A 25,071-nucleotide genomic window follows, 5' to 3' on the forward strand; every position below is an offset into this window, starting at 1 on the left:
CGGCATACCCACAACATCCGCGTGGTTGTATGACATGACAGTTCACCCGTCTTGAGCAGTACGAGGAGGCACCTGACATGAGCACGTCGACCACCACCGAGCCAGCCGTCCTCGAACACCGCCTGACGGCGATGGATCGCTGCGACTCCTGCGGAGCCCAGGCCTACATCGCCGCCGAGGTCAACGGGAGCGAGTTGCTCTTCTGCGCCCACCACGGTCGCAAGTACGAGGAGAAGCTCCGCTCCATCGCAACGTCTTGGCACGACGAGACCGCGCGCCTGACCGAATCGGTCTGAGCCGCAGCGTCTCGATCCACGACGAAGGCCCCCTGCTTCTGCAGGGGGCCTTCGCGTGTGTCAGACGACTCAGAAGCCGACTGCCGCCTGGTAGACGGGCAACAGTCCCGTACGGACCCCCGACGCGGACGGCTTCGGCTGGAAGACGCTCGAGTTGTGGTTGCCCTCGATCACGACGGGACCGTTCGCGGTGATCGCGATGTCCCACCCCACGTACGGGGCTTCCGGCGTCCGCCGTGCAAGTGACGCGACCAGATCGAGTACGCGGTCGTACTGCGGCACCTGGAACCCCACGATGGGCGTTCCGGTCACGGGGTGCTCCCGGTAGACATTGCTGTTCTTGTCGACGCCCGGGTACAGGGCGACGCCGTCGTCGTCGAGCATGGTAAACATCCCGCCCGACGCGAAGTTGTCGATGACGTCGCCGTTGCCGATGCGCAGGACCGACGCGAGCAGGTGCACGCGATCCTCACCGTCGAGGAACGTGATCAGGCGGATCGTGTTGACCGCGTCCGGGTACATCGCCGACATCTCGGGATGCTGCACGATGAACTCGTCGAGGACCGTCTGCCCCTTCGCGGTCACGTCAGCGCGGAATGCCGACGCGTCGACATCCGATCCGACCTCGTGGAGGTCGATTCCGCCACCACCGTGCCCCTCGTTGGGCTTCGCGAGAACGCGGGGGTGCCGGGCGAGGAACGCAGCGAGCTCCGTGTCGTCGACGTCGCGGAGATCGATCGTCTCCCGACCGAGCAGGTCCGCGTACTCCCGGGAGAACCGGCGCTTGTCCTCGAGCTTGGAGCGCCCCTCCGGGGTGTTGTACATCTTCGTGATCCGGAACGACTTGGGGTGGGTCATCCAGGTCTTCCGCTCCCGCGCGTTGAGCAGACGGATGTCCCACACCGCGTAGTCGCGGAATGCCATGTCGTAGCGCAGCGAGCACCACAGCATGTCGACGATGATCACCGGCACGGGCGCCTTCGAAACCCGCTGGACGGTGCGGGCGAATTCGACCAGGTTGCCGGGCCGGATCTTGCGTGCACGTCGGAGGAGGTACTGCAGGCGGACGCGGATGCGACGCATGGCGGTCCCTTCGGATTCGAGTCGGTCAGAAACGCATGGCAGCGCGGTACCGCGGCAGAAGGCCACGGCGGATGCCGGAGACCGACGGCTTCGACTGGAACACGCCGGAGTTGTGGTTGCCCTCGATCACGACGGGTCCCTGGGGCGTGATCGCGATGTCCCACCCGATGTACGGGAAGGCCGGCACGCGGCGAGCGAGGCGGTCGACGAGCGCGAGCACCTCGTCGTAGAGGGGAACCTGGAAGCCGGTGATGGGCGTACCCGTGGCCGGGTGCTCCGCGAACGGTCGCCCTTCCTCGTCGCTGGCCGCGTGGATGGCGCGTCCCCGCTCGTCGAGCATGGTGTACATGCCGCCGTTGCTGAAGTTGTCGATGACTCCGCCGTTGCCGATCTTCAAGACGCCTGCGAGCACGTGCACCTCACCGTCGGGGTCGAGGTACGACACCATGCGGAGAGAGTTGACGCTCCCCGGGTAGAGGGCTGCCATGTCGGGATGCTGAACCAGCACCTGCTCGACGAGGGTCTGCCGATCGGCGAGCAGCCGCCCGCGGAACGCGGCGGCGTCATCGATCTCCACGGAGTCGACCAGCGTGATGCCATTACCGCCGACACCGCCGGGGTTCTTAGCGATGATGCGCGCGTGGCGTCCGACGAAGTCGGTGAACTCCGCCGCATCCGTCTTGTCCAGGTCGATCCACTCGCGCCCGAGTTCGGGGCCGAAACGGGTCGCGAACTGCAGCTTGTCGTCGAAGATGGCCCGTTGCGCGTCGTCATTGAGGCGGCGCGACAGGTGGAACGACTTCGGGTCGGTCATGTAGGTCTTGCGCTCGCGTCCCTTGAGGATGCGGAAATCCCACTCCGAGTAATTCTCGAACGTCGTCTCGTAGCGGACGGAGCACCAGACCATGTCGGCGACGACCCACCACAGCGGCGCCTTCGATAACCGCGCAGACTGTCGAGCGAACTGCAGGACGCGCTCGCTGTCGAAGTTGACGACACGCCGAACGAAGAAGCGGGCGCGTCGGTAGAGCCTGTTGACGGCGCTCATGGTCAGACCTTCGATGGACGGATGATGCCGAGCGGAGTGGACTGGTGGCCCTGACCGAGCGGGTTGTCCGAGAGGATGCGGACCAGCCGCTGCTCCCCCGCCTTGTCGAGCGTCGACCCGAGAATGTTGCCGCCGATGTCGTTGATGTCGACGACGGCGACCTCGTTGGTGCCGCCCAGCTTCTGCTTCAGACCAGACGCGACCCCGGCGGGGTCCTTCGGTCCGAGCACGACCGCCTTGTTGTACGGCGGGATCGTGTGCGGTGTCGGCCCGTCGATGGAGCGCGCCTTATCGCCGGCGATCCGGTAGAAGTCTCCGCGGCGACCGAAGAGCTTCGTCACCGCAGCGACGCCGGCAGCGAACACGATGCGGGGCGTCCCGCATTCGCGCAGAGCCATCTCCATCGTCTCGGGCATGCCAAGGCCGATGCCGTATCTCGTCTTCACGACGTAGCGCGACAGGAAACGGGCAAGCGGGCGCGGCGTGATGTCCTCGACCAGGTACGACCGTCCCTGCGTGATCGCGACGATCTTCTCCGTCACGAACAGCAGGTCACCCGGCTGAAGCTCGGCGGCCGCGTAGGTCGCGACGATCTCGTCGATGTCCTCGCCCGGCATGACGACGTGCGTCCGGATCGGAATCCGGGCGTACGTCGCCCCGTCGACCGCTCGCGTGAGCTCCTTGCCCTCGTTCGCGGCGTCGCTCATTCGAGGTAGTCCCGGAGCGACTGCGACCGCGACGGGTGCCGCAGCTTCGCCATCGTCTTGGACTCGATCTGACGGATCCGCTCGCGCGTCACGCCGAACGTGTCGCCGATCTGGTCCAGCGTCTTGGGCTGGCCGTCCCCGAGACCGAATCGCATCCGGATGACGCCCGCCTCACGCTCGCTGAGCGAGTCGAGGAGCGACTCCAGCTGCCGCTGCAGCATCGTGAAGCCGACGGCGTCGGCCGGGACGACCGCCTCAGTGTCCTCGATGAGGTCGCCGAACTCGCTGTCGCCGTCTTCGCCGAGCGGGGTGTGCAGGGAGATGGGCTCGCGGCCGTACTTCTGGACCTCGATGACTTTCTCAGGCGTCATGTCCAGCTCGCGGCTGAGCTCTTCGGGAGTGGGCTCGCGACCCAGGTCCTGGAGCATCTGCCGCTGCACACGGGCGAGCTTGTTGATGACCTCGACCATGTGGACCGGGATGCGGATCGTGCGCGCCTGGTCGGCCATGGCACGCGTGATCGCCTGACGGATCCACCAGGTGGCGTACGTCGAGAACTTGAAGCCCTTGGTGTAGTCGAACTTCTCGACGGCGCGGATGAGGCCGAGGTTGCCCTCCTGGATGAGGTCCAGGAACTGCATGCCGCGGCCGGTGTAGCGCTTGGCGAGCGACACGACGAGGCGGAGGTTCGCGCCCAGCAGGTGGCTCTTGGCGCGCTGACCGTCGCGGGCGACCCACTGCAGGTCGAGACCCAGCTGAGCCGACTTCTCGGCAGCAGTCATGTGCGAGAGCTTCTCTTCGGCGAACAGACCCGCCTCGATACGCATCGCAAGCTCGACCTCTTCGGCCGCGTTCAGCAGCGGCACCTTGCCGATCTGCTTCAGGTAATCCTTGACCGGGTCGGCCGTCGCACCCGTGATCTGGGTGGAGTAGACGGGGACCTCGTCGTCGTCGGACGACGAGATGACGATCGCGCCGGTCGGGAGGGGCTCGCTGAAGGCGGGCTTCGCCGGCTCGTCCTCATCGTCTCCGTCCGCCTTCTCGGCATCCTTCTTGGTGTCGTCGTCGGACGCGTCGTCCGTGGCTTCGGCGTCGATCTCGGTCTCATCGACCTCGCCGTCTTCCTCGTCGTCGTCCGTTGCCTTCTTGGCGGCGCGGGCCTTGGCTGGGGAAGCCTTCGCGGCGGCCGGCTTCTTCGCCGCGGCCTTCCGAGCGGGCGCCTTCTTGGCGGGGGCGGCGACTGCCGCGGGCTCGACGGTTTCGGCCTCGTCGACCGTGTCGGCCGCTCGTGTACGGGTGGTCCTCGTGCTCGAAGTCACGTCTCGCCTTTCACCGACGGCACTCCGCCGGGTTTCGGACACTAGTAAGACCCTTGTCAAGTCCCGCGGAGTCGCTCACCGGCAATCCCTCGGACCAGACAACGGGTCATTTCGTCCATTCTCTCACACGTGTCGGATGCATGAAGGACGTACCCGTGTCAACACCGAAAACGGTATGCGCATTCCCTCGAGGAGGGCGATAAGAGCAGTGATCGAACGGCGTGTCAGCCGAGCCCCGGACGCCGGTCGTCGTCGCCCGAGGGCCGGTTCGCAAGGAACCGCTCCAATTCGGCCGCCAGTTCGTCCGCAGACGGAAGATCACCCGTATGGATGATCGGCTGCGCGTTCGTCGAACCGGCCATGTAGGCGTCGTACCGCGCCTCGAGGTTGTGCAGCATCGTGGTCAGCTCTTCGCTCCCCGAGACCTGACCGTCCACCTTCTCGAGGTACTCGCGGTTCTCCTCCCGCAGCGTGTCGCTGTCGAAGACGAGCCCCGTCGCGATCGAGACGCTGTCGAGGGCGGCGATCGCCGCCGCCGGGAAATCGGTCTCGGCGAGGTAGTGCGGAATGAGAAGGGCGAAGCCGGAGACCGAGACCCCGGCATCCGACAGGCGGTATTCGAGAAGGTGACCCGCGGTCGCGGGGATCTGCGTGCGCGGCTTCCACACCGAATGCGCCTCCGCGAGGTCCGCGCGGTTGCCGCTGACGGTCGTCCCGAGCGGTCGGGTGTGCGGAACGGGCATGGGGATCGCGTGGACCCACGTCACCGACCGGACCTGCAGCCCCTCGGCGAGACCGACAACCGTGTCGACGAACGCCTCCCAGGCGAAGTCGGGCTCATATCCCGAGAGCAGAACGAAGGGCTGGCCGAGCGTGTCGTGCACCAGCGCGAGATCGAGCCGAGGCGCCTGGTAGTCGGTCAGGTGATCGCCGTCGAAAGTTATGACAGGCCGACGGGCGCGGTAGTCGAAGAGAACATCCGGGTTGAAGGTCACGACGGGTGCCGGGTCGTGCTCGGCGAGCAGGTGGTCGACGACACGCGTCACGGCGGACCCGGCGTCCGTGAAACCGGTCAACGCGACGACGAGGGGAAGGCCCGCCGGAACGGGCGGCGCGGTCGTGATGCGCTCGTAGAGGGGACCAGACAGGGGCATGGTTCCACTGTAGAAGCAGCGTCAGAGGGCTCGGCGCGCCAACCGTCCCGCTCTGAGCGAACGCCACTCTCCATAGGATGGAGACCATGCCGTACCCCGAGCTGACCGTGTCCACCTCTCCTGCACGCGACGGCGGCGCCGACGCGATCGTCCTGGCCCTTCCGCCTCTCGACGAAGCGACGACGGTGCTCACGCAGTGGCCCGGGGTCGAGGACGTCCTCCGCGGTGTCGGATTCACCGGCTCGGCGGGCACCTCGGTCCGCGTGTTCGCCCCCGCATCCACCGACCTCCCCCTCTTCGTTGTCGGAACCGGTGCGTCGCCGACGGCGACCGCGATCCGGGATGCCGTCGGCGCCGCCGTGCGCACCACGACCGGCTTCGCACACCTCGCCGTCGCCGTGCCCCATGCAGAGGAGCACTGGCGTGCGGCCGCGGAGGGCGCGGTGCTCGGCGGGTACCGCTTCGAGGGGTACAAGACAGGTGAGCCCACCAAGAACCGCGCGTCGACGGTGACCCTCCACGTGGCGACGGATGTCGATGCTCAGGACCTGAAGGCCGTGCATGTCGCAGGGTCGGCCGTCGCCCTCGTGAAGGACCTCGTCAACATCCCCGCGGAGTGGCTCGGCCCCGCAGATCTCGCCGAGCGCGCGATCGAGGCGGTGGCAGGCCTTCCGGTCGACGTCGAGGTCCTCGACGAGACCGAGCTCGAAGCCCAGGGCTACGGCGGCATCCTCGGCGTCGGCAAGGGCTCGGACCGCCCTCCGCGCCTCGTGCGACTCACCTACTCCCCCGTCGACGCCTCACGGCGCATCGCCGTCGTCGGCAAGGGCATCACGTTCGACACCGGCGGGCTGTCACTGAAGCCCCCGGCATCCATGATCGGGATGAAGTTCGACATGGCCGGCGCCGCGACGGCCCTCGCGGTCGTCCGCGCCGCGGCTCAGCGCGAACTGCCCGTCGCCGTCACCGCCTGGCTCTGCATCGCCGACAACATGCCATCCGGGCGCGCGACCCGCCCGGGTGACGTGCTCCGGATGCTCGACGGCACGAGCGTCGAGGTCCTCAACACGGATGCCGAGGGTCGCCTCGTCCTGGCCGACGGCCTCGTCGCGGCGAGCCGCACCCGCCCTGACGTGATCGTCGACGTCGCGACACTGACGGGCGCCGTCATCGTCGCCCTCGGCAACCGCCACACGGGTGTCATGGGTGACGACGCCACCGTCGCGCGGTACCTGGATGCTGCGGCATCCGTCGGCGAAGCCGCCTGGCAGTTGCCGCTCCCCGACCACATGGAGGACGAACTCGACTCCCCCATCGCCGATCTCCGCAACGCCAAGGTCGGCGATCCCGCTGGCGGCACGATGTTCGCCGGTCTGTTCCTCCGGCGCTTCGTCGGACGGACGACGGAGGATGCCGACGCCCCCCGTATTCCCTGGGTCCATCTCGATATCGCCGGAAGCGGCGAGAACAAGGCGTCGCCGTTCGGCCCGACCGACAAGGGCCCGACGGCGGCCGCCGTGCGCTCCCTCCTCGCCTTCCTCGAGGCGGAGTCGCGATGACCCGCCACGAATTCGATGTCGTCGTCCTGGGCGGCGGCAGCGGCGGATACGCCGCAGCGATCCGGGCCACGGAGCTCGGCAAGACGGTCGCCCTCATCGAGAAGGACAAGGTCGGCGGCACGTGTCTGCACCGCGGATGCGTCCCGACGAAGGCGCTCCTCCACACGGCGGAGATCGCCGATCACGTGCGGGAGGCCGCATCCGTCGGTGTCGATGCGGCGCTGTCGGGCTTCGACACCGCGCGCATGGCCGCCTACCGCGAAGGAATCGTGGCGAAGAAGTACCGCGGGCTGCAGAGCCTCCTCTCGACACGAGGCATCACCGTCGTCGGAGGCGCAGGCCGCTTGGGTACGGATCGGACCGTGCTCGTGGGCGAGGACGAGTACGTCGGAGCCGATGTCATCCTGGCCACCGGCTCCCAGACGCGCGTGCTCCCCGGGATCGAAACGGGGCCGCGAGTCCTCACGAGCGAAACGGCCCTGACGCTCGACGTCATCCCGTCGTCGGTCGTCGTCCTCGGCGGCGGCGTGATCGGAGTCGAGTTCGCCAGCGCATGGCGTTCACTCGGCAGCGACGTCCTCATCGTCGAGGCGCTGGATCGCCTCCTCCCCGCAGAGGATGCTGCGTCGAGCAAGGCTCTCGAGCGGGCGTACCGCAAGCGCGGCATCCAATCGGCGCTTTCGACACGGTGCGAGGGGGTCGCCGAACGCGAGGACGGCGTGAGCGTCAGCCTGTCGGACGGTCGCACCGTCGAGGCCGACTTCGTCCTCGTCGCGGTCGGTCGAGGACCCGTCACCGAGGGGCTGGGCTTCGACGAGGCCGGGGTCACGAGAGACCGCGGCTTCGTGGTCGTCGACGCCGACCTGCAGACCAGTGCGCCCCACGTCTGGGCCGTTGGCGACATCGTGCCCGGACTCCAGCTCGCGCATCGGAGCTTCCAGCAGGGCATCTTCGTCGCTGAGCGGATCGCCGGCCTGTCGCCCATCCCCGTGCCGGAGTCCACGATCCCCCGGGTGTCCTACTCGCACCCCGAGGTGGCCTCCGTCGGACTTACCGAGGCCCAGGCGCGCGAAGCCCACGGCGAACGCGTCGTGTCCTTCGAGTTCAACCTGGCGGGCAACGCCAAGAGCGAGATCCTCGGAACCGCGGGCTTCGCCAAGATCGTGCGGATCGCTGACGGCCCTGTCGTGGGCGTTCACCTCGTCGGTGACCGAGTCGGCGAACTGATCACCGAAGGACAGCTCGCCATCGGGTGGGAAGCCCACCCCGAGGACATCGCACCGTTCGTGCATGCCCACCCGACGCAGAGCGAAGCTCTGGGCGAGGCATTCCTCGCCCTCGCGAGCAAGCCCCTCCATACCATCTGACCGCGTCGCAGTCGCGACACTAAGCTAGACAGCACATCGCTTTTTCTTGAAGGAGACACAGTCATGAGCACATCCGTGGTCCTCCCCGCGCTCGGTGAGAGCGTCACCGAGGGAACGGTCACCCGCTGGCTCAAGAAGGTCGGTGATTCGGTCCAGGCCGACGAAGGTCTCCTCGAGATCTCGACCGACAAGGTCGACACGGAGATCCCCTCGCCCGTCAGCGGCGTCATCGAAGAGATCCTCGTGGACGAGGACGAGACCGTCGAGATCGGCGCCGTCCTGGCGAAGATCGGTGACGGATCGTCCGCCCCCGCCGAAGAGCCGGCCGCCGAAGAGCCTGCCGCTGAAGAGTCGGCCGCCGACGAGCCTGCCGCCGACGAGCCTGCCCAGCAGGAGGCACCGGCCGCGTCGGCGTCCGCAGCACCTGCGGCATCCGGTGACGCGAAGGACGTCGTCCTCCCCGAGCTCGGTGAGAGCGTCACCGAAGGCACCGTCACGCGGTGGCTGAAGCAGGTCGGTGACGACGTCGCCGTCGACGAGCCGCTCCTCGAGATCTCGACCGACAAGGTCGACACCGAGATCCCGTCGCCCATCGCCGGCACGCTGACCGAGATCCTCGTCCAGGAGGACGAAACCGTCGAGGTCGGCGCCGTCCTGGCCCGCGTGGGCTCCGGAGCCCCTGCCGCGCCGGCAGAGCCGGCCCCCGCCGCACCCGCCGAGGAGAAGGCACCTGAGCCCGAGGCCCCGAAGGCCGAGGAGCCCAAGGCCGAGGAACCCACGCCCGCTCCCGCCGAGGCCCCGAAGGCCGAGGAGCCGAAGCCGGCCGCGACCCAGGCTGCCGAGGCCGCACCGGTCGAAGACGGCGTGACGTACGTCACCCCGCTCGTTCGCAAGCTCGCGCAGCAGCACAACGTCGACCTGTCGACGATCACGGGAAGTGGCGTCGGCGGTCGGATCCGTAAGGAAGACGTCCTCAAGGCAGCCGAGGCGCCGAAGGCAGAGGCCGCTCCGGCCGCTGCAACAGCGGCTCCCGCGCCGGCCGCCGTCGAGGTCTCGCCGCTGCGCGGCACGACGCAGCCGATGTCGCGCCTGCGCAAGGTGCTGGCGAGCCGGGCCGTCGAGTCGATGCAGCAGACCGCTCAGCTGACGACGGTCGTCGAAGTCGATGTCACGAAGCTCGCGAACTACCGCGACGCCGTGAAGGCATCCTTCCTCGAGAAGACCGGCGACAAGCTGTCCTTCCTGCCGTTCTTCGCGCTGGCTGCCGCTGAGGCACTCAAGACGTTCCCCGTCATCAACTCGACCGTCGACGGCGACAAGATCGTCTACCCGGCGAGCGAGAACCTGTCTATCGCGGTCGACACCGAGCGTGGACTTCTCACGCCCGTGCTCCGTGACGCGGGTGACAAGAACATCGCGCAGATCGCACACGAGATCGCCGATCTCGCCGACCGGACTCGCAACAACAAGCTGAAGCCCGATGAGCTTGCCGGCGGCACGTTCACGCTGACCAACACCGGTTCGCGTGGCGCACTGTTCGACACGCCCGTCGTGTTCCTGCCCCAGTCCGCGATCCTCGGAACCGGCGTCGTCGTCAAGCGGCCCGGCGTCGTATCGGTCGACGGGAAGGACGCCATCAGCGTCCGCTCCTACGTCTACCTCGCCCTGTCGTACGACCACCGCGTCGTCGACGGCGCCGACGCCGCGCGGTTCCTCAGTGCGATGAAGGCTCGTCTCGAGGCTGCGCAGTTCGAGGGCCAGCTCGGGGCCTGATGCAGTAACCGGCACCACCGGTCATGGCTGGTCTGCGAGGTCGTACACCTCGCGGACCAGCCATCGCTCTTTCACCCGAACCATGACCATCACCTGCGTGAGGTCCGTGCCGACGACGCGGACCGCAGCCGCGCCGCCGTACTCGTCCACGACTTCGACCCCGTAATCGCCAGAGGCCGCCGAAAGCTCCCCCGCTGTGGCCGGATCCTCCCAGAGTTCGCCGCGGCAGGTCTCACCTGTGCACTCCCCCATGGCGTCGACAAGGTGACGCGCCGCCGCGACGATGTCTGCGGGGCCCTGGTCCCCGAGCGCCGCGGACGCCGTCGGAGCGACTTGCTTCGTGTCGGTCGGAGCGGATGTGGCGGACCTGGCACCCTCCACCGCCACTGCGGGCCTGTCCGCATCCTCCGCGGGCCACAACGCGCCGACAAGGATGACCGCGGTCGCCGCCCCTGCGGCCACGAGGACGATCCGTCGCCGATTCGTCGTCGTTTTCCGGGCACGCTGCTTCTTCACTCTCGAACGCGGCAACACGGCGATGATCCCACTGACGCGATCTGCGATCCCGATGTCTACGAGGCGCCCGATCAGATCTCTGACCGTGCCTGCGAATCCCGCGCGGGCGGCCTGACCACCCGCTGTCCGTGCACGCACGGGGACGATGGAGCTCGCATCGTGGCGCTCCGTGGGCAGCGGCTCGGGATCGGCGGCCGCGAACAGCGCGCTCTCGATCTCCTCCGTCTCCCGGAGAAGGCGCCGAGGATCGTCGACTGCGTCCGCGGCGCGATGGAGTGCGTCACGCAGTGCGGAGTTCGTGCTGGTTAGCTCCCGCAGCAGCCCGACGGTGCCCTGCCGCCAGTCCGGTGACCCCGTGAGAGCGAGGACGGGCCGCCCCTCGGCCGTCACCCACCAGGAGCCCGACTGCGCGCCGAGGCGATCCGCTTCGGCCGCGCCACGAAGCGCGCTCACCACCACCGTGACGAGGGCTCCGGGCGAGAGGGCGGGGTCCCGGACGACATCCTCCAGCCGAATGGGGCAATGCGGGAGGAGGATCTGGGGCCCATCCGGGGTCCCGGCGGCGTCGACCGGCGCGAGGATGTGTTCCACGCCGACAGCCGACCATGCGGGAGAGGCAGTGAAGTCTGCGGCATCCACCCAGACGGTGAGAGGTTCGCCGGCGCGAAGGACGCCGGCGAACGGTGCCTCCGTAAGGGTGAGCTCGCGAAGGGCGGGCGGTAGCTCCAGAGTGACGGGGTCCATGCCTCCAGGCTCGGGGCCGCGCACTCCCCGACAGGTTCTCTCTGCACGCCGGTGGACAGGCGGCATCCCCGCAACCATGTGAAGAAGTCTGCGACCCGCAAAGGTAGGCTGATCCCATGGCAACCCGCAGTCCCGCACCTGAGAAGCGCCCCGGATTCTTCTCGCAGATCCGCTCGCTCTACACGTTCACGAAGAGCGAGTTCCGGTGGCTGCCGTGGGCGCTTATCGGCGCCCTCCTCGTCGGCATCGGTGTAGGCATCGGCATCGGCTTCCTCGTGCCGCCCGTTCAGGCGTGGAGTGTCATCCTCTGGGGTGTGAGCGGTCTGCTCATGGGCTTCCTCCTTGCGATGATCCTGCTCACGCGCTTGTCGACGCGCGTGATGTACAAGAAGCTCGATGGAACGCCGGGCGCTGTCGGCCATGTGCTGTCGACCGGTCTGGGGCGCAGCTGGGTCACCTCCGAAATGCCCGTCGGCGTCAACCCGCGCACACAAGATGCGGTTTACCGCGCCGTGGGTCGTGGTGGCGTCGTCATCATCGGCGAGGGTGCCCGGGGACGCCTGACGCGTCTCATCAGCGACGAGCGCAAAAAGGTCTCCCGGGTCGCCTCCGGTATCAACGTCGAGGTCCTCTACGTCGGTGACGCCGAGGGCGACATCCACATCTCGAAACTCGCGAAGACGATCAAGGCGTTGCCGAAAACGGTGGATCGCACCACGCTGGCCGCCGTCGTCAAGCGCATCGAATCGGTGTCGCAGTCGGTCACGTCGCTCCCGATCCCCAAGGGCATCGACCCGGCACGCGCGCGGGCGCAGCGTCCTCGCTGAGCTGACTCAGCTGCGGACGAGGACCGTACCCGCTGCTTTGTCGTGGATGCCGCGCTGGTCTGCGTCCCAGATGACGGCGGGCAGAACGACCAGAAGCAGGGCCGTCCGGACGACCGGCCGCCAGAGGCCCGGCCATCCGCCACGCACGAGCTCGACCCGCATCCCGAGGATGCGGTGCCCGGGGCTCCCCCCGATGGTCGGAATGAAGAGCACCTGCAAGACCGCGAAGATGATCATCGGTGCGAAGAGCGTCCCACCGGCCTTCTCGGGCAGCGCGAACTGGTCGTATCCGAAGAACGCCGTCGCCAAGATGGTCGCGGCGGCGTAATCGATGAACAAGGCACCGATACGACGACCAGGCCTGCCGATGCTGCCGCGGCCGGTGGCGGGGCGACCGAGTCGCTCGCCGGGATAGTCGTACAGGGGCGAAGTCACCTCCTCAGCGTAATCCGGGTCGCGTAACATCCCCGAAACATCGGGGACACTGCCGAGCAACTGCGTTTCGATAGGTTCGAGGGGCGCCTGATCCGACGGGCGTCGACATCGCACCCGATCTTGGAGACTCCATGTTCAAAGATTCTTCCGAGGTGCTGGCGTTCATCAAGGACGAGGACGTCAAGTTCCTCGACATCCGTTTCACGGATCTCCCTGGTGTGCAGCAGCACTTCAACATCCCGGCCTCGACCGTTGACGAGGAGTTCTTCACGGTCGGCCAGCTCTTCGACGGCTCCTCGATCCGCGGCTTCGCGAACATCCACGAGTCGGACATGCAGCTGATCCCCGACGTCACGACGGCGTACCTGGACCAGTTCCGCGAGGCGAAGACGCTCGTCATGATCTTCGACATCTATAACCCGCGCACGGGTGAGATCTACCACAAGGACCCGCGCCAGGTCGCCAAGAAGGCGGAGAAGTACCTCGCGTCCACCGGCATCGCCGACACCGCGTTCTTCGCCCCCGAGGCAGAGTTCTACATCTTCGACGACGTCCGCTACGAGGTGAAGCAGAACTCCAGCTTCTACTCCGTCGACTCCGAAGAGGGCGCCTGGAACACCGGTCGCGTCGAAGAGGGCGGCAACCTCGCCAACAAGACGCCGTACAAGGGCGGGTACTTCCCGGTCAGCCCGGTCGACAAGACCGCCGACCTGCGCGACGACATCACGCTCAAGCTGATCGAGGCCGGCTTCGTCCTCGAGCGCTCGCACCACGAGGTGGGCACGGGCGGCCAGCAGGAGATCAACTACCGCTTCGACACCATGGTGCACTCGGCGGACGACATCCTGAAGTTCAAGTACATCGTCAAGAACACCTGCGAGGAGTGGGGCAAGGTCGCGACCTTCATGCCCAAGCCCCTCTTCGGCGACAACGGCTCGGGAATGCACACGCACCAGTCGCTGTGGCTCGACGGCAAGCCCCTCTTCTACGACGAGAAGGGCTACGGCGGCCTGTCCGACACCGCTCGTTGGTACATCGGCGGCCTGCTCGCGCACGCTCCCGCGGTCCTCGCCTTCACAAACCCGACGATCAACTCGTACAAGCGCCTGGTCAAGGGCTACGAGGCTCCCGTCAACCTGGTGTACTCGGCCGGAAACCGCTCAGCGGCGATCCGCATCCCGATCACCGGCTCGAACCCGAAGGCAAAGCGCATCGAGTTCCGCGCTCCGGATGCCTCCGGTAACCCGTACCTTGCCTTCGCGGCGCAGATGATGGCCGGCCTCGACGGCATCATCAACCGCATCGAGCCGCACGAGCCGGTCGACAAGGACCTGTACGAGCTGCCCCCCGAGGAAGCGAAGAACATCCCGCAGGTGCCCAACTCGCTGCTCGACTCGCTCGAGGCACTCCGTGCCGACCACGAGTTCCTGACGCGGGGCAACGTGTTCACGCCCGAGCTCATCGAGACGTGGATCGAGTACAAGATCGAGAATGAGATCAAGCCGATCGCTGCGCGTCCGCACCCGTTCGAGTACGAGCTGTACTTCGGGGTCTGATCCCTGCACGATCGCGAAAGGCCCGTCGGCGTCTGCCGGCGGGCCTTTCCGCGTCAGCGGTCAGGTCAGGCGACCGAACGCGTGGAGATCCAGCTCCGCACTGAGGATGTCCGCAGCGGCATGACCACGCACGCTCGTCCCCCGCTCGTCGAGCGGCGGACTGAACATCGCCGCTCCCAGGATGCCGGGCACGGAGAGAACGAGAGCACCCGAGACGCTGGACTTGGCCGGGATGCCGACGCTCCGCATCCATCTGCCGGAGCCGTCGTACACACCGCATGTCGCCATCACCGAGACGACATCCCTGGCAACGTCCGCCGATACGACGCGCTGTCCGGTCACGGGGTTCCGACCGCCGGCGGCGAGCGTCGCACCCATGACCGCCAGCGCCTCGACGTCGACCAGGACGGCACACGCCCGCGCATAGACGGCAACCGCGTCGTCGGCGGTGACCTCGAGAGTGCCCTCGGAACGCATCAGGTGCGCGAGCGCGTGGTTGCGATCCCCCATGAGGTGCTCGTCCCGGGCGATCTCTTCGTCAACGGTCAACTGGCGACCGGCGAAGGCCGAGAGGCCGCGAAGGATCCGCTCATCACGAGCTTGGACATCATCGCCGTCGACCAGCGCCGCTGTGAGGAGAGCGCCCGCGTTCACCATCGGGTTCGGCGGCCGACCGGTCCCGCTCTCGAGCTTGATGGCATCGAAAGACTCCCCCGTCGGCTCGATGCCGACCCGGTCGAGTGCACCACCGCCAGTGTCGGCGAGGGCGAGCGCGAACAAGAACGGCTTCACCGCTGACTGAAGGCTGAAGAGCACGTCCTCGTCGCCGGCCGATGCGACCGCGCCGTCGACTCCGACGAGCGCCACCGCGAACACGTCCGGGTCCGCCGATGCAAGCGCTGGCACGCTCCGGTCGACCTCGCCACCGTCATGCTCGCGCGCTCGCTCGACAACCGACTCGAGGGCGTAGGACGAGACCTCGCCCTGGCGGCTGGGCGCCATGGAGTCAGAAACCAGGAAGGTTGATGTCCTTCGGGTCGACGTCGATCTCACCGACGTCATCCGGTCCGCCCGTGCCCGGAGCCACCTGAACCTGCGACTCATCGATGTCGCTGTCGACGTCGTCGGAGACGCGCTCGTCCTGCTTCTGCTGCGTTTCGGTTTCACTGCCGGGACTGTATGCCGTGTCGTGATCGACGTGATCGCTCTGGGAGTGAGCGGTGTCCGTTGCCGCGGTCGGCTCGTCTGCGTCGTGCTGATGGCTCGTCATGCTCGGACGCTACGCGTCGAGCTCGGGAACCCTGGCCCCCTTGACAGGCTCAGCGAGTCGGGGCGGACGTCGCGTCGGCGTGGCCTCGATTCTTGCCCCGGATGCGACCGATGAGCAGGATCACCCCGACGATGACGAGCCCGAGGATCAGTCCGGCGACGGCGGACACGAGGGTCTCGCCGAACCACACGATCACGGGGCCGGCGGCCTCGAGCAGGTGCTCGACGCCGTGCAGAAGATCCGTCGTCCAGTGCCAGCCGACCTTGCCGACGTTCTCGAGCACCAGGTGACCGCCGACCCAGAGCATGGCAACAGTGCCGAGGATGCTGATGGCTCGGAAGACGGCCGGCATCGAGCGCACGATGCGAGCGCCGTTGTGGCGGACGCGCTTGATCGAGCTCTTCGCCATCTTCAATCCGATGTCGTCGATCTTGACCAGGAGCGCGACCGCACCGTAGACGAGCAAGGTCATCATCAGCGCGATGACGGCGAGGATCGCGAGGGTCTGCCAGACGCCCATGTCCTCTTCGAGGCTGTCGAGCGCGATGAGCATGATCTCGCTCGACAGGATGAGGTCGGTGCGTACGGCGCCGAGGACCAGCTTCTTCTCGTCGCGCTCCGCCTCCTCCTCCGCGTGCATGTGGAATCCGAACCACTCCAGCACCTTCTCCGCGCCCTCGAAGCAGAGGAACGCACCGCCGAGGATGAGCAGGAATGGCAGGACACCCGGGGCGAAGGCTGTCAGCACGAGCGCGATCGGGATGATGATGAGGAATTTGTTGACGAGCGAGCCGAGGGCGATCTTCCCGACGATGGGAAGTTCGCGCGCGGGCGTGACCCCCTGCACGTACTGAGGTGTCACGGCAGCGTCGTCGATCACGACACCCGCCGTCTTCGAGGAGGCTTTCAGGGCAGCGCTCAGGATGTCGTCGACGACGGCCAGGAGTCCAACGGACATAGGGGTGGTGCCTTTCGGTCTGGTCGGCGATCAGCCGTAGAAGAGAGTGTCGAAGGCGCGGCGTGCCCGACGCGCGGTGCGGAGCCAATCCTCCTCCACTTGTGTGGCGGAGCGCGGCTCGTACTCCAGGAGCCGTCCGATCCCGTCGAGTTTCCCACGATCGCTGGGCAGGACATCGCTCGTCTGCCCGGACAGCAGGGTGTTCGCGGAGCGGAGTCTGCTCGCGAGCCACCATGCCTCTGCCAAGCGCTCCGCCGCGTCATCCGGAATCAGCCCGGCGCCGCGCGCAGCTTCGAGGGCTGCCGTCGTCGAGGTCGTCCGCAGCCCCTCGACCTGGGCCGCGTGCTGGAGCTGAAGGAGCTGCACGAGCCACTCGACGTCGCTCAGACCGCCGGGGCCGAGCTTGAGATGGCGCGAGCGGTCCACGCCCTGCGGCAGTCGCTCGTTCTCGACCCTCGCCTTGATGCGCTTGATTTCGCGGAGGCCCTGAGCGTCGGGGTCGAGCGGGTACCGAAGGTCGTCCGCCAACGCCATGAACCGCGCGATGAGCTTCACGCTCCCCGCCACCCCGCGAGCCCGGAGCAGCGCCTGCGCCTCCCAGGAGAGCGACCAACGCCGGTAGTACTCGGCGTACGACTCGAGGGAACGCGCCATCGGTCCGTTGCGCCCTTCCGGACGGAGCCCGGCATCGAGGTCGAACGGTGCGCGCTGGTCCTCGGAGTGTGCTCGGAGTCCTTGCACGATCTTCACCGCAAGCTCCTGCGCGCGCTGCGGGGGGACACCGTTGGCCTCGTAGACGTACATGACGTCGGCGTCCGATCCGAAACCGAGCTCCGCGCCGCCGAAACGACCCATCGCGATCACTGCGAAATCGAGTGCGTCGTCCTCCGGCGGCACGACCTCACGCCACACGGCGCGGAGGGTCGCCTGGATCGTCACCTCACTGATCGACGTCAGCCCCCGCGAGAGCTCGGCGATCGTCAGCTCGCCCAGCAGTCCGCCTAGGGCGAGGCGGAGGAGTTCACGGCGGCGGAGCGCTCGCACGGAGCGCATCGCGTCGCTGATGGATGCGTGGCGAGCCTGGATCGCACGCGCCTCCTGCTGAAGTGCGAACCCTGACCGGGGACGCAGCTGTTCTGACGAGTCCAGCCACGCCACAGCCTCCGGGATCCACTCCATGAGATCCGCTGCATAGCGGGAGCCCGAGAGCACCCGGGTGAGCCGTTCCGCTGCGCCCGACGAGTCTCGGAGCATCCGCAGGAACCACGGGGTGTCGCCGAGTCGCTCGCTGATGCGTCGGAACGACACCATCCCGTAATCGGGGTCCACGCCGTCGGCGAACCAGCGGATCATGACGGGCATGAGGTGGCGCTGGATGGTGGCCTTACGGCTCAGCCCACTCGTCAGCGCACCGATGTGGCGAAGGGTCCCGGCCGGATCGCGGAACCCGATGGCCGCGAGCCGGTCGTGTGCCTGGGCAGACGACAGCACGCCTTGCTCCTCAGCGGGCAGGGCCGCGACGGCGGACAGCAGCGGGCGATAGAAGAGGCGGATGTGGATCTCGCGCACCTGCAGCTTCACGCGTTCCCAGACCGCTCCGATGCCCGCGGCGTTCGTCGCGAGACCGGACGCGCGCGCGAGGACGCGCAGCTCGTCGTCCGTCGTGGGCATGAGGTGGGTGCGCTGCAGGCGCCGAAGCTGAAGTCGGTGCTCCATCACCCGGAGCGTGCGGTAGTGCTGGCCGAAGGCCGCGGCATCCGTCCGTCCGATGTAGCCCTCCCCGACGAGCGCCACGAGCGCACCGAGGGTGCTCTGCTGCCGGATCCCCTCGTCGGACAGGCCGTGGACGAGTTGCAGCAGCTGCACCGTGAACTCGATGTCCCGGATGCCACCGGGCCCGAGCTTCAGCTGCCGCGCCACTTCGTCACCCGGGATGTGGTCGGTCACCCGCTCGCGCATCCGCTGCACGCTGTCGACGAAGTTCTCCCGCGCGCTGCTCGTCCACACCAGCGGCTGCACGGCGGAGCAGTACTGCTCCCCGAGTGCGAGGTCACCCGCGAGAGGACGCGCCTTGAGGAGAGCCTGGAACTCCCAGCTCTTCGCCCACCGCCCGTAGTACGACAGGTGCGAATCGAGCGTCCGGACGAGAGCGCCCTGCTTGCCCTCGGGACGGAGGTTCGGGTCGACCTCCCAGAGCGGAGGTTCGACCTCGACATCCGAGATGCCCCGCATCGTGAGCGTCGCGAGACGGGTCGCGATGTCCACCGCACGCCCCTCGGTGAGGTCGGCGCCTCCCGCTACGCCCGCCACGAAGATGACGTCGACGTCACTGACGTAGTTCAACTCGCGAGCGCCGGTCTTGCCCATCCCGATGATGGAGAGACAGGTCGCCGCGACCTCGCTGCGCGGGAACATCGCGGCCGCCGCGCGGGCGCGCGCGGCGCACAGGGAGGCGTCGAGGGCCGCACCGGCGGCATCCGCGAGGGCGGCCGCCACTTCAGGCAGCACCTCGGTGGCGTCGTCGGCGGCGAGGTCGTACGCCGCGATGAGAGCGACGATGCGGCGGTAGCGGACGCGAAGAGCGACCCACGCGGACTCATCGGATGCCGCGGCGAAGCCCTCGGCATCCGCTCCGACCGACTCGAGCAGACTCTCCCGCATCGCGCGGGCCGAGGGCAGCATGCGGCCGGCGCCGACCAGGTGGACAAGCTCGTCCGGATGGCGGAGGAAGAAGTCCGCGAAACCAGACGACGCGCCGAGGAGCGACCACACGACATCGCTCGCGTCGGTCAGCGCTCGTTGCAGCGCGGACGCGTTGCGTCTCGCGATCCGGACGCACGACATCACGGCGCCGTCCGGGTCGGCCGCCCGCTGAGCAGCGACGACGAGCTCGCTTCGCCCGATTCCCGTCAGGGACGCGAGCTCGTCGAGCGCATCGGACGACTCGGCGAGGTCCGAGAAACCCGCGCGGGCGAGGTCGGTGAGTGCTGCCCGTCGCTCGATCGAGGCCATGGCCTCAGAGCATCTCGAGGTTCTTCTGCAGCTCGAACGGGGTGACCTGCGCCCGGTACTCCTGCCACTCGCGACGCTTGTTCAGCAGCACGTAGTTGAAGACCGTTTCACCGAGAGTCTCGGCGACGAGCTCCGACTCCTCCATGAGCTCCAGAGCGTGGTCGAGGCTCGACGGCAGCTGACCGTAGCCGAGCGCGCGACGCTCGGCATCCGTCAACGACCAGACGTTGTCCTCGGCCTCGGGAGGGAGCTCGTACTCCTCTTCGATGCCCTTCAGGCCCGCCGCCAGCATGAGCGCGTAAGCGAGGTAGGGGTTCGCGGCGGAGTCCAGTGCGCGGTACTCGACACGAGTCGACTGGCCCTTGTTGGGCTTGTACATCGGCACGCGGACGAGCGCGGAGCGGTTGTTGTGACCCCAGCAGATGAAGCTCGGTGCCTCGTCGCCGCCCCAGAGACGCTTGTACGAGTTCACGAACTGGTTCGTGACGGCCGAGATTTCGTTCGCGTGACGCAGCAGACCCGCGATGAACTGCCGACCGGTCTTGGAGAGCTGGTACTGGGCGCCCTCTTCGTAGAAGGCGTTCATGTCGCCTTCGAAAAGCGACATGTGCGTGTGCATGCCGCTGCCGGGCTTGCCGCTGAGGGGCTTCGGCATGAACGTCGCGTAGACGCCCTGCTCGATCGCGACCTCTTTGACGACGGTTCGGAAGGTCATGATGTTGTCGGCGGTCGCGAGAGCGTCGGCGTACCGGAGGTCGATCTCGTTCTGGCCGGGGCCACCCTCGTGGTGGCTGAACTCTACCGAGATGCCGAGGTCCTCGAGCATGCGCACCGAGCGACGACGGAAGTCGTGGGCCGTGCCGCCGGGGACGTTGTCGAAGTAGCCCGCCGAATCCACCGGTTCCGGTCCCTCGGGACCGAACGTCGACGACTTCAGGAGGTAGAACTCGATCTCGGGGTGCGTGTAGAACGTGAACCCCGCGTCACCGGCCTTCGCCAGCGCGCGCTTCAAGACGTTACGCGGGTCCGCCACGGCAGGCTGCCCGTCGGGCGTCGTGATGTCGCAGAACATGCGCGCCGTCGGGTCGATCTCGCCGCGCCACGGCAGGATCTGGAACGTCGACGGGTCCGGGTGCGCCAGGAGGTCGGACTCGTAGGAGCGAGTCAGGCCCTCGATCGCGGAACCGTCGAACCCGAGGCCCTCCGCGAACGCGCCCTCGACCTCAGCGGGTGCGATCGCGACCGACTTGAGGGTTCCCGTCACATCGGTGAACCACAGCCGGATGAACTTGACCCCCCGTTCCTCGATCGTCCTCAGAACGAAGTCACGCTGCTTGTCCATCGCATCCTTCCCGGTGCCGAGCCGACTGCCAGACTAGCGGTCCGAAGCGACGACCGAGTCACGCGACGCGGCGCCTCATCAGTCGTCTTCTGCCGCTTCCTCCGCGGCCCAGGCACGCGAGCGCTCGCGCATGATCTCCGGCGCCCGCGCCGCGTCCTCCGCGGTGTCGAACGGTCCGGCGCGGTCGACGGCCGGGGACTCGAACCCCTGCTGGACCTCGCCCGTCTTCAGGTTGTACCAGTACTTGTCGGCGTCGCTCATGGGGTCCTCCTCGGCCTCGTGCGGTTCATCCTACGGAGGGGGCGCCCTGAGACCTACGGCCGGCATGCCGGGCTCCGACTAGGCTCGGAATCATGACTGGTACCGCCACCACCGCCGTCGGCATCGACATCGGAGGGACGGGCATCAAAGGTGCGCTCGTCGACCTCTCGCAGGGAAAGCTCCTCACCGACCGGATCAAGGTCCCGACACCGAAAGGTGCCGAGCCTGACGACGTCTTGAAGGCCGTCACCGAGGTGCTCGAGAAGCTCGAGGTCACGGACGCCGACGTGCCGCTGGGCGTCGCGTTCCCCGCGATCGTCAAGAACGGCCGGACGCTGTCGGCCGCCAACGTCGCCGACACCTGGATCGGCTTCGAGGCGGAGGCGTTCTTCGAGAAGGGGCTCGGCCGTCAGATCCACTTCGCGAACGACGCTGACGTCGCCGGCGTCGCCGAGATGCGCTACGGCGCTGCGAAGGACCGCGATGGCCTCGTCCTCCTGACGACGCTCGGCACCGGAATCGGCACGGCGATGATCTACAAGGGCGTGCTCGTCCCCAACAGCGAGCTCGGCCACCTTCACCGCCCCGGCCACAAGAAGGACTTCGAGCACTACGCGGCCTACTCCGCCATGGAGCGCGAAGAGCTCGAGTGGGATGCCTGGGCTGAGCGCCTGCAGCAGTACTACAGCCACCTCGAGTTCCTCTTCACTCCCGACCTGTTCGTCGTCGGCGGCGGCGTCTCGAAGCACGCGGACAAGTTCCTGCCGCTCCTCGACCTGGAAACCGAGATCGTGCCCGCCGTGCACCGCAACAACGCGGGCATCATCGGGGCGGCCGCGCTGGCACTCGCCGGCGAAGACTCGGGCGTCTCGGTCGGCGAGGGCGAAGACCTCGCGGGGACGACCGCGCGCTGACGACGGCGGTCGGTCGAGGGCGAATGGGCCGGCCTGTACGCCGGGTTCTGTCCGGGGGCCTAAGCCCCGTGGACGGTCATCTCTCTCGGCGACACGTTGCCGTGCCGCTCCAGCGGTCTACCCGGGGACTCAGCGGGCCGCGTCGGCATCCCCTGTCTGACCTTGCTCCGGGCGAGGTTTACCGTGCGGGTCGTGTCACCACGACCCCGGTGGTCTCTTACACCACCCTTTCACCCTTACCCCGGTCGGAACCGGGGCGGTCTGCTCTCTGTGGCACTGTCTCGCGGATCACTCCGGGTGGGTGTTACCCACCGCCCTGCCCTGTGGAGCCCGGACGTTCCTCGGTGCGCTTTCGCGCCACGCGACCGTCCAGCCGACCCATTCGCGGGGTCGAGTCTATCGGTCCGGTGGGTCAGCCCTTCGCCGCGTCCACTCGCACCTGAAGGTCGAGGCGGAAGTCCAACGGGATGTCTCCGAACAGCAGCCGCGTCGCGGCCTCTGCGGCGAGGACGACAGCGTCCGCCGCCTGCTGCGCCTGCGCGACGGGCGAATGGACGATGACCTCGTCATGGAGGAAGAAGGCGAGATGCGCCTGGCGGGCGTGGAGTGCGCCGGATCGAGGGGCGGCATCCGCTTCGTCGACGTGCGGAAGTGCGGCCAGTCGAGCCCGCAGATCACCGAGCCACGCGAGCGCCCATTCGGCGGCGGTGCCCTGCACGACGAAGTTGCGGGTGAAACGTCCGCGGTCTCTCGCGGCGCGGCGGGCCTGTCCTCGGTCGATCTCGGTCGCGTCGGGGTCTCCGGCGTGTCCTTGCAGAGCCCGCCAACCGGGCGACGGGGTCGGGCTCGATCGGCCGAGCCACGTCGAGACGACGCTGCCTTCCTCGCCGACGCGCGCGGCATCGTCCACGAGGCCCATCGCCCGCGGGTACGCGCGCCGGAGCGCGGGGACCAGGCGACCGCTGTCCCCGGTCGTTGCACCGTACATCGCTCCCAGCAGCGCGAACTTCGCCTCGGAGCGGGTACTCACGACCCCTCGTGACACGATGCCCTCGTAAAGGTCGGTGTCGCGGGCGCTGTCGGCGAGGGCGGCATCCCGCGACATCGCGGCGAGAACACGCGGTTCGAGCTGCGCGACGTCGGCGACCACGAGCGTCCAGCCCGGGTCGGCGCGAACGGCGGGTCGGAGCTGCCGCGGCATCTGGAGCGCTCCCCCGCCCGACGACGCCCAGCGGCCCGTCACCACGCCACCCGGGACGTACACCGGGCGGAATCGTCCTTCGGGCGCCCACTCATCGCGCCATGCCCAGCCGTTCGCGGTGAACAGCCGCATGAGCCGCTTGTATTCGAGCAGCGGAGCGATGACAGGGTGTTCGTACTCGCTCAGCTCCCACTTGCTCGTGGACGTCGCCGCCACTCCCACACGGTGGAGGGAACGCAGCAGCTTGGGTTGCGAATCGATGCTGGCCGCGGGGTCGCCGAGGAGGCCCCGGATGTCTCCGGCCAGGGATTCGATGCGGGCGGGTAGTCCGTTCCCCAGCTCTCGCTCCCCCAGCATCCCGGTCAGGATTTCGTCGTGGACGTCGCCGTCCCAGGGAACGCCCGCCGCGTGCATCTCCGCCGCCACGAGTGCCCCGACCGATTCCGCCGCGACCAGCAGACGGAGGCCGGCGGCGCTGGCCGAGATCACCGCCCGCTGACGGGCGAACTCCGCAAGGGCGGCATCGATGTCGTGCGGGACCTCGCGAGCGCCCGGATCGAGGTCGAAGAGCGCGCTCGGACCGTCGTCGGCAACGGATGCCGCGGCATCCCACTCGACCGCAGCGCGAAGCGCATCGGCCCCGACCGACCGGGCGCTGTCGCGGAGGATCGCGTGCGCCAGCCTCAGGTCATGACAGCGGGACACCCGGACGCCCTCCGCGATGACCGCCGGGTACCAGGAGGAGGTGTCGCTCCAGACCCACCGCGTCGCGGCATCCGTCCGTGCCGCCTCGCGCGCGAGGGCGCTGCGCTCGATCAAGAGACGCTCGCCCGCCGTACCGTCTGCGGCGATGGGGACGAGGGCAAGGCCGCCCCCGGCATTCCCGACCACGATCCAGGGAGCGATGCTCCCCGCGGTCGTGCCCGGATCGGTCAGAGCCCGGAGTCCTCGCCGCGCACCAGGATGCAACCGCATTCGGGGCACATCACGACGTCGTCCTCGGCAGCTGCGCGCACGACGTTGAGGTCGGTCCCGGAGAGGACCATGTGGCAACCGCCGCAGGTACGGCGGTGCAGTAGCCCGGCTCCGTTTCCGCGGGCGGCGAGCGTGTCGTACAGGGCGACGAGATCGGCGGGCAAGGAGGACGCGATAGCGGCGCGATCGCGGGTGGCCGCTTCGTGGCGCGAGGTCGCATCGGCGACGGCCGCCTTGGCTTCGGCGCTCAATCGAGCACCCTCTTCGTTCACTGAGGCGATGAGCGCCTCCTGCTCGGCGACAGCGGCTTCGGCGGTCTCGAGGCGCTCCATGACGTCGAGCTCGGAGTCCTCGAGGTCGGACTTGCGCCGGGCGAGAGACGCGATCTCGTGCTCGAGGCCCTGCGCGTCCTTGACGCTCGACGTCGAGGCGAGGCGGTCGTTGTCGCGCTGGGTGCGGGCGACGACCACGGCGACATCCGACTGGATGCGGGAGAGCTCGGTCTTCGCATCATCGCGGGTGCCGAGTCGGCGTGTCAGCTCGGCGGAGTGGGTCGCGCGCTCGGCCAGCAGCTGCTTCACCCGGGCCGCCTGTTCGGGGTTCCGACGCGCGTGATCGGCCTGACGGACGGCGAGGTCGGCGTCGACGAGATCAAGGAGGCGGCGCTGGTCGGTAAAGCTGGCTTTCACGCTCCCCAACCTACCCCGCGCCGGACGCATCGTCGGGGCGGCCCCTTCGCTCAGGATGCCGCAAC

At 68.1% G+C, this 25,071-nt stretch carries 22 protein-coding genes and 1 other RNA gene; 7 read left to right on the plus strand and 16 right to left on the minus strand.

Going from position 1 to position 25,071, the window contains the following annotated elements; genetic code table 11:
- Positions 1–77 precede the first annotated feature (77 nt).
- Complete coding sequence (locus MO1_RS04050) at positions 78–296, plus strand: DUF7455 domain-containing protein (RefSeq protein WP_036308862.1); 219 nt, start codon at positions 78–80, stop codon at positions 294–296.
- A 69-nt stretch (positions 297–365) separates the two neighbouring features.
- On the opposite strand, the gene MO1_RS04055 is transcribed toward MO1_RS04050, so the two are convergent.
- The 5 genes from MO1_RS04055 to MO1_RS04075 all read right to left on the minus strand — a co-directional run bounded on the left by MO1_RS04055 (position 366) and on the right by MO1_RS04075 (position 5,607).
- Positions 366–1,379: a sugar-transfer associated ATP-grasp domain-containing protein gene (locus MO1_RS04055; RefSeq protein WP_036308860.1), complete on the minus strand. Its 1,014-nt coding sequence runs from the start codon at positions 1,377–1,379 to the stop codon at positions 366–368.
- A 25-nt stretch (positions 1,380–1,404) separates the two neighbouring features.
- Positions 1,405–2,427: a sugar-transfer associated ATP-grasp domain-containing protein gene (locus MO1_RS04060; RefSeq protein ID WP_036308858.1), complete on the minus strand. Its 1,023-nt coding sequence runs from the start codon at positions 2,425–2,427 to the stop codon at positions 1,405–1,407.
- 2 nt (positions 2,428–2,429) lie between these two features.
- Positions 2,430–3,134: a coenzyme F420-0:L-glutamate ligase gene (locus MO1_RS04065; protein WP_036308856.1), complete on the minus strand. Its 705-nt coding sequence runs from the start codon at positions 3,132–3,134 to the stop codon at positions 2,430–2,432.
- Positions 3,131–4,453, minus strand: coding sequence for an RNA polymerase sigma factor (locus tag MO1_RS04070; protein ID WP_036308854.1), 1,323 nt, complete (start codon positions 4,451–4,453; stop codon positions 3,131–3,133). The genes MO1_RS04065 and MO1_RS04070 overlap by 4 nt, the downstream gene beginning before the upstream one ends.
- A gap of 224 nt (positions 4,454–4,677) precedes the next feature.
- Positions 4,678–5,607 (minus strand): proteasome assembly chaperone family protein, encoded by a 930-nt coding sequence (locus MO1_RS04075; RefSeq protein WP_036308851.1) that lies wholly within the window; start codon positions 5,605–5,607, stop codon positions 4,678–4,680.
- An 86-nt stretch (positions 5,608–5,693) separates the two neighbouring features.
- Here MO1_RS04075 and MO1_RS04080 point away from each other — a divergent pair, with 86 nt between their 5' ends.
- The 3 genes from MO1_RS04080 to sucB all read left to right on the plus strand — a co-directional run bounded on the left by MO1_RS04080 (position 5,694) and on the right by sucB (position 10,306).
- Positions 5,694–7,166: a leucyl aminopeptidase gene (locus tag MO1_RS04080; protein WP_060915267.1), complete on the plus strand. Its 1,473-nt coding sequence runs from the start codon at positions 5,694–5,696 to the stop codon at positions 7,164–7,166.
- On the plus strand, positions 7,163–8,533 hold the full coding sequence (gene lpdA / locus MO1_RS04085; protein ID WP_060915268.1) for a dihydrolipoyl dehydrogenase: 1,371 nt from the start codon (positions 7,163–7,165) through the stop codon (positions 8,531–8,533). The genes MO1_RS04080 and lpdA overlap by 4 nt, the downstream gene beginning before the upstream one ends.
- Before the next feature lie 63 nt (positions 8,534–8,596).
- Complete coding sequence (gene sucB, locus MO1_RS04090; RefSeq protein WP_060915269.1) at positions 8,597–10,306, plus strand: 2-oxoglutarate dehydrogenase, E2 component, dihydrolipoamide succinyltransferase; 1,710 nt, start codon at positions 8,597–8,599, stop codon at positions 10,304–10,306.
- 21 nt (positions 10,307–10,327) lie between these two features.
- Here sucB and MO1_RS14570 read toward each other — a convergent pair whose 3' ends face one another.
- Positions 10,328–11,566, minus strand: a complete 1,239-nt coding sequence (locus MO1_RS14570) for a hypothetical protein (RefSeq protein WP_060915270.1) — start codon at positions 11,564–11,566, stop codon at positions 10,328–10,330.
- A gap of 116 nt (positions 11,567–11,682) precedes the next feature.
- Here MO1_RS14570 and MO1_RS04100 point away from each other — a divergent pair, with 116 nt between their 5' ends.
- A complete protein-coding gene (locus MO1_RS04100; RefSeq protein ID WP_036308845.1) occupies positions 11,683–12,393 on the plus strand; it encodes a DUF4191 family protein in 711 nt (236 codons plus the stop codon).
- A 6-nt stretch (positions 12,394–12,399) separates the two neighbouring features.
- On the opposite strand, the gene MO1_RS04105 is transcribed toward MO1_RS04100, so the two are convergent.
- Positions 12,400–12,828, minus strand: coding sequence for an RDD family protein (locus MO1_RS04105; RefSeq protein WP_036309449.1), 429 nt, complete (start codon positions 12,826–12,828; stop codon positions 12,400–12,402).
- A gap of 131 nt (positions 12,829–12,959) precedes the next feature.
- Between MO1_RS04105 and glnA (MO1_RS04110) the strand changes: the two genes are divergently transcribed.
- On the plus strand, positions 12,960–14,384 hold the full coding sequence (glnA, locus tag MO1_RS04110) for a type I glutamate--ammonia ligase (protein ID WP_020097357.1): 1,425 nt from the start codon (positions 12,960–12,962) through the stop codon (positions 14,382–14,384).
- A gap of 60 nt (positions 14,385–14,444) precedes the next feature.
- On the opposite strand, the gene glsA is transcribed toward glnA (MO1_RS04110), so the two are convergent.
- From glsA to MO1_RS04140, 6 genes are all read right to left on the minus strand, one after another.
- Complete coding sequence (gene glsA, locus MO1_RS04115) at positions 14,445–15,386, minus strand: glutaminase A (RefSeq protein ID WP_060915271.1); 942 nt, start codon at positions 15,384–15,386, stop codon at positions 14,445–14,447.
- Between the two features lie 4 nt (positions 15,387–15,390).
- Positions 15,391–15,654 (minus strand): hypothetical protein, encoded by a 264-nt coding sequence (locus tag MO1_RS04120; protein WP_036308840.1) that lies wholly within the window; start codon positions 15,652–15,654, stop codon positions 15,391–15,393.
- Positions 15,655–15,703: 49 nt separating this feature from the next.
- Entirely contained in the window at positions 15,704–16,612 is a 909-nt protein-coding gene (locus tag MO1_RS04125) for a DUF808 domain-containing protein (RefSeq protein ID WP_060915272.1), read from the minus strand.
- Positions 16,613–16,642: 30 nt separating this feature from the next.
- Positions 16,643–19,624 (minus strand): bifunctional [glutamine synthetase] adenylyltransferase/[glutamine synthetase]-adenylyl-L-tyrosine phosphorylase, encoded by a 2,982-nt coding sequence (locus tag MO1_RS04130; RefSeq protein ID WP_060915273.1) that lies wholly within the window; start codon positions 19,622–19,624, stop codon positions 16,643–16,645.
- A gap of 4 nt (positions 19,625–19,628) precedes the next feature.
- Positions 19,629–20,966 carry a type I glutamate--ammonia ligase gene (glnA, locus tag MO1_RS04135; RefSeq protein ID WP_036308835.1) on the minus strand — a complete coding sequence of 446 codons (1,338 nt, stop codon included), beginning with the start codon at positions 20,964–20,966 and terminating at the stop codon, positions 19,629–19,631.
- A 78-nt stretch (positions 20,967–21,044) separates the two neighbouring features.
- Positions 21,045–21,227, minus strand: coding sequence for a hypothetical protein (locus MO1_RS04140; RefSeq protein WP_036308834.1), 183 nt, complete (start codon positions 21,225–21,227; stop codon positions 21,045–21,047).
- Between the two features lie 92 nt (positions 21,228–21,319).
- Between MO1_RS04140 and ppgK the strand changes: the two genes are divergently transcribed.
- Complete coding sequence (gene ppgK / locus MO1_RS04145) at positions 21,320–22,141, plus strand: polyphosphate--glucose phosphotransferase (protein ID WP_036308833.1); 822 nt, start codon at positions 21,320–21,322, stop codon at positions 22,139–22,141.
- Positions 22,142–22,161: 20 nt separating this feature from the next.
- On the opposite strand, the gene rnpB is transcribed toward ppgK, so the two are convergent.
- The 3 genes from rnpB to MO1_RS04160 form a co-directional block, all read right to left on the minus strand.
- Positions 22,162–22,522: RNase P RNA component class A (gene rnpB, locus MO1_RS04150), an RNA gene on the minus strand.
- A gap of 31 nt (positions 22,523–22,553) precedes the next feature.
- Positions 22,554–24,317, minus strand: a complete 1,764-nt coding sequence (locus MO1_RS04155; RefSeq protein WP_060915274.1) for a bifunctional 3'-5' exonuclease/DNA polymerase — start codon at positions 24,315–24,317, stop codon at positions 22,554–22,556.
- On the minus strand, positions 24,275–25,006 hold the full coding sequence (locus MO1_RS04160; RefSeq protein ID WP_060915275.1) for a zinc ribbon domain-containing protein: 732 nt from the start codon (positions 25,004–25,006) through the stop codon (positions 24,275–24,277). The genes MO1_RS04155 and MO1_RS04160 overlap by 43 nt, the downstream gene beginning before the upstream one ends.
- Positions 25,007–25,071 lie beyond the last annotated feature (65 nt).

This window comes from Microbacterium oleivorans NBRC 103075, assembly GCF_001552475.1.
Classification (GTDB): domain Bacteria; phylum Actinomycetota; class Actinomycetes; order Actinomycetales; family Microbacteriaceae; genus Microbacterium; species Microbacterium oleivorans.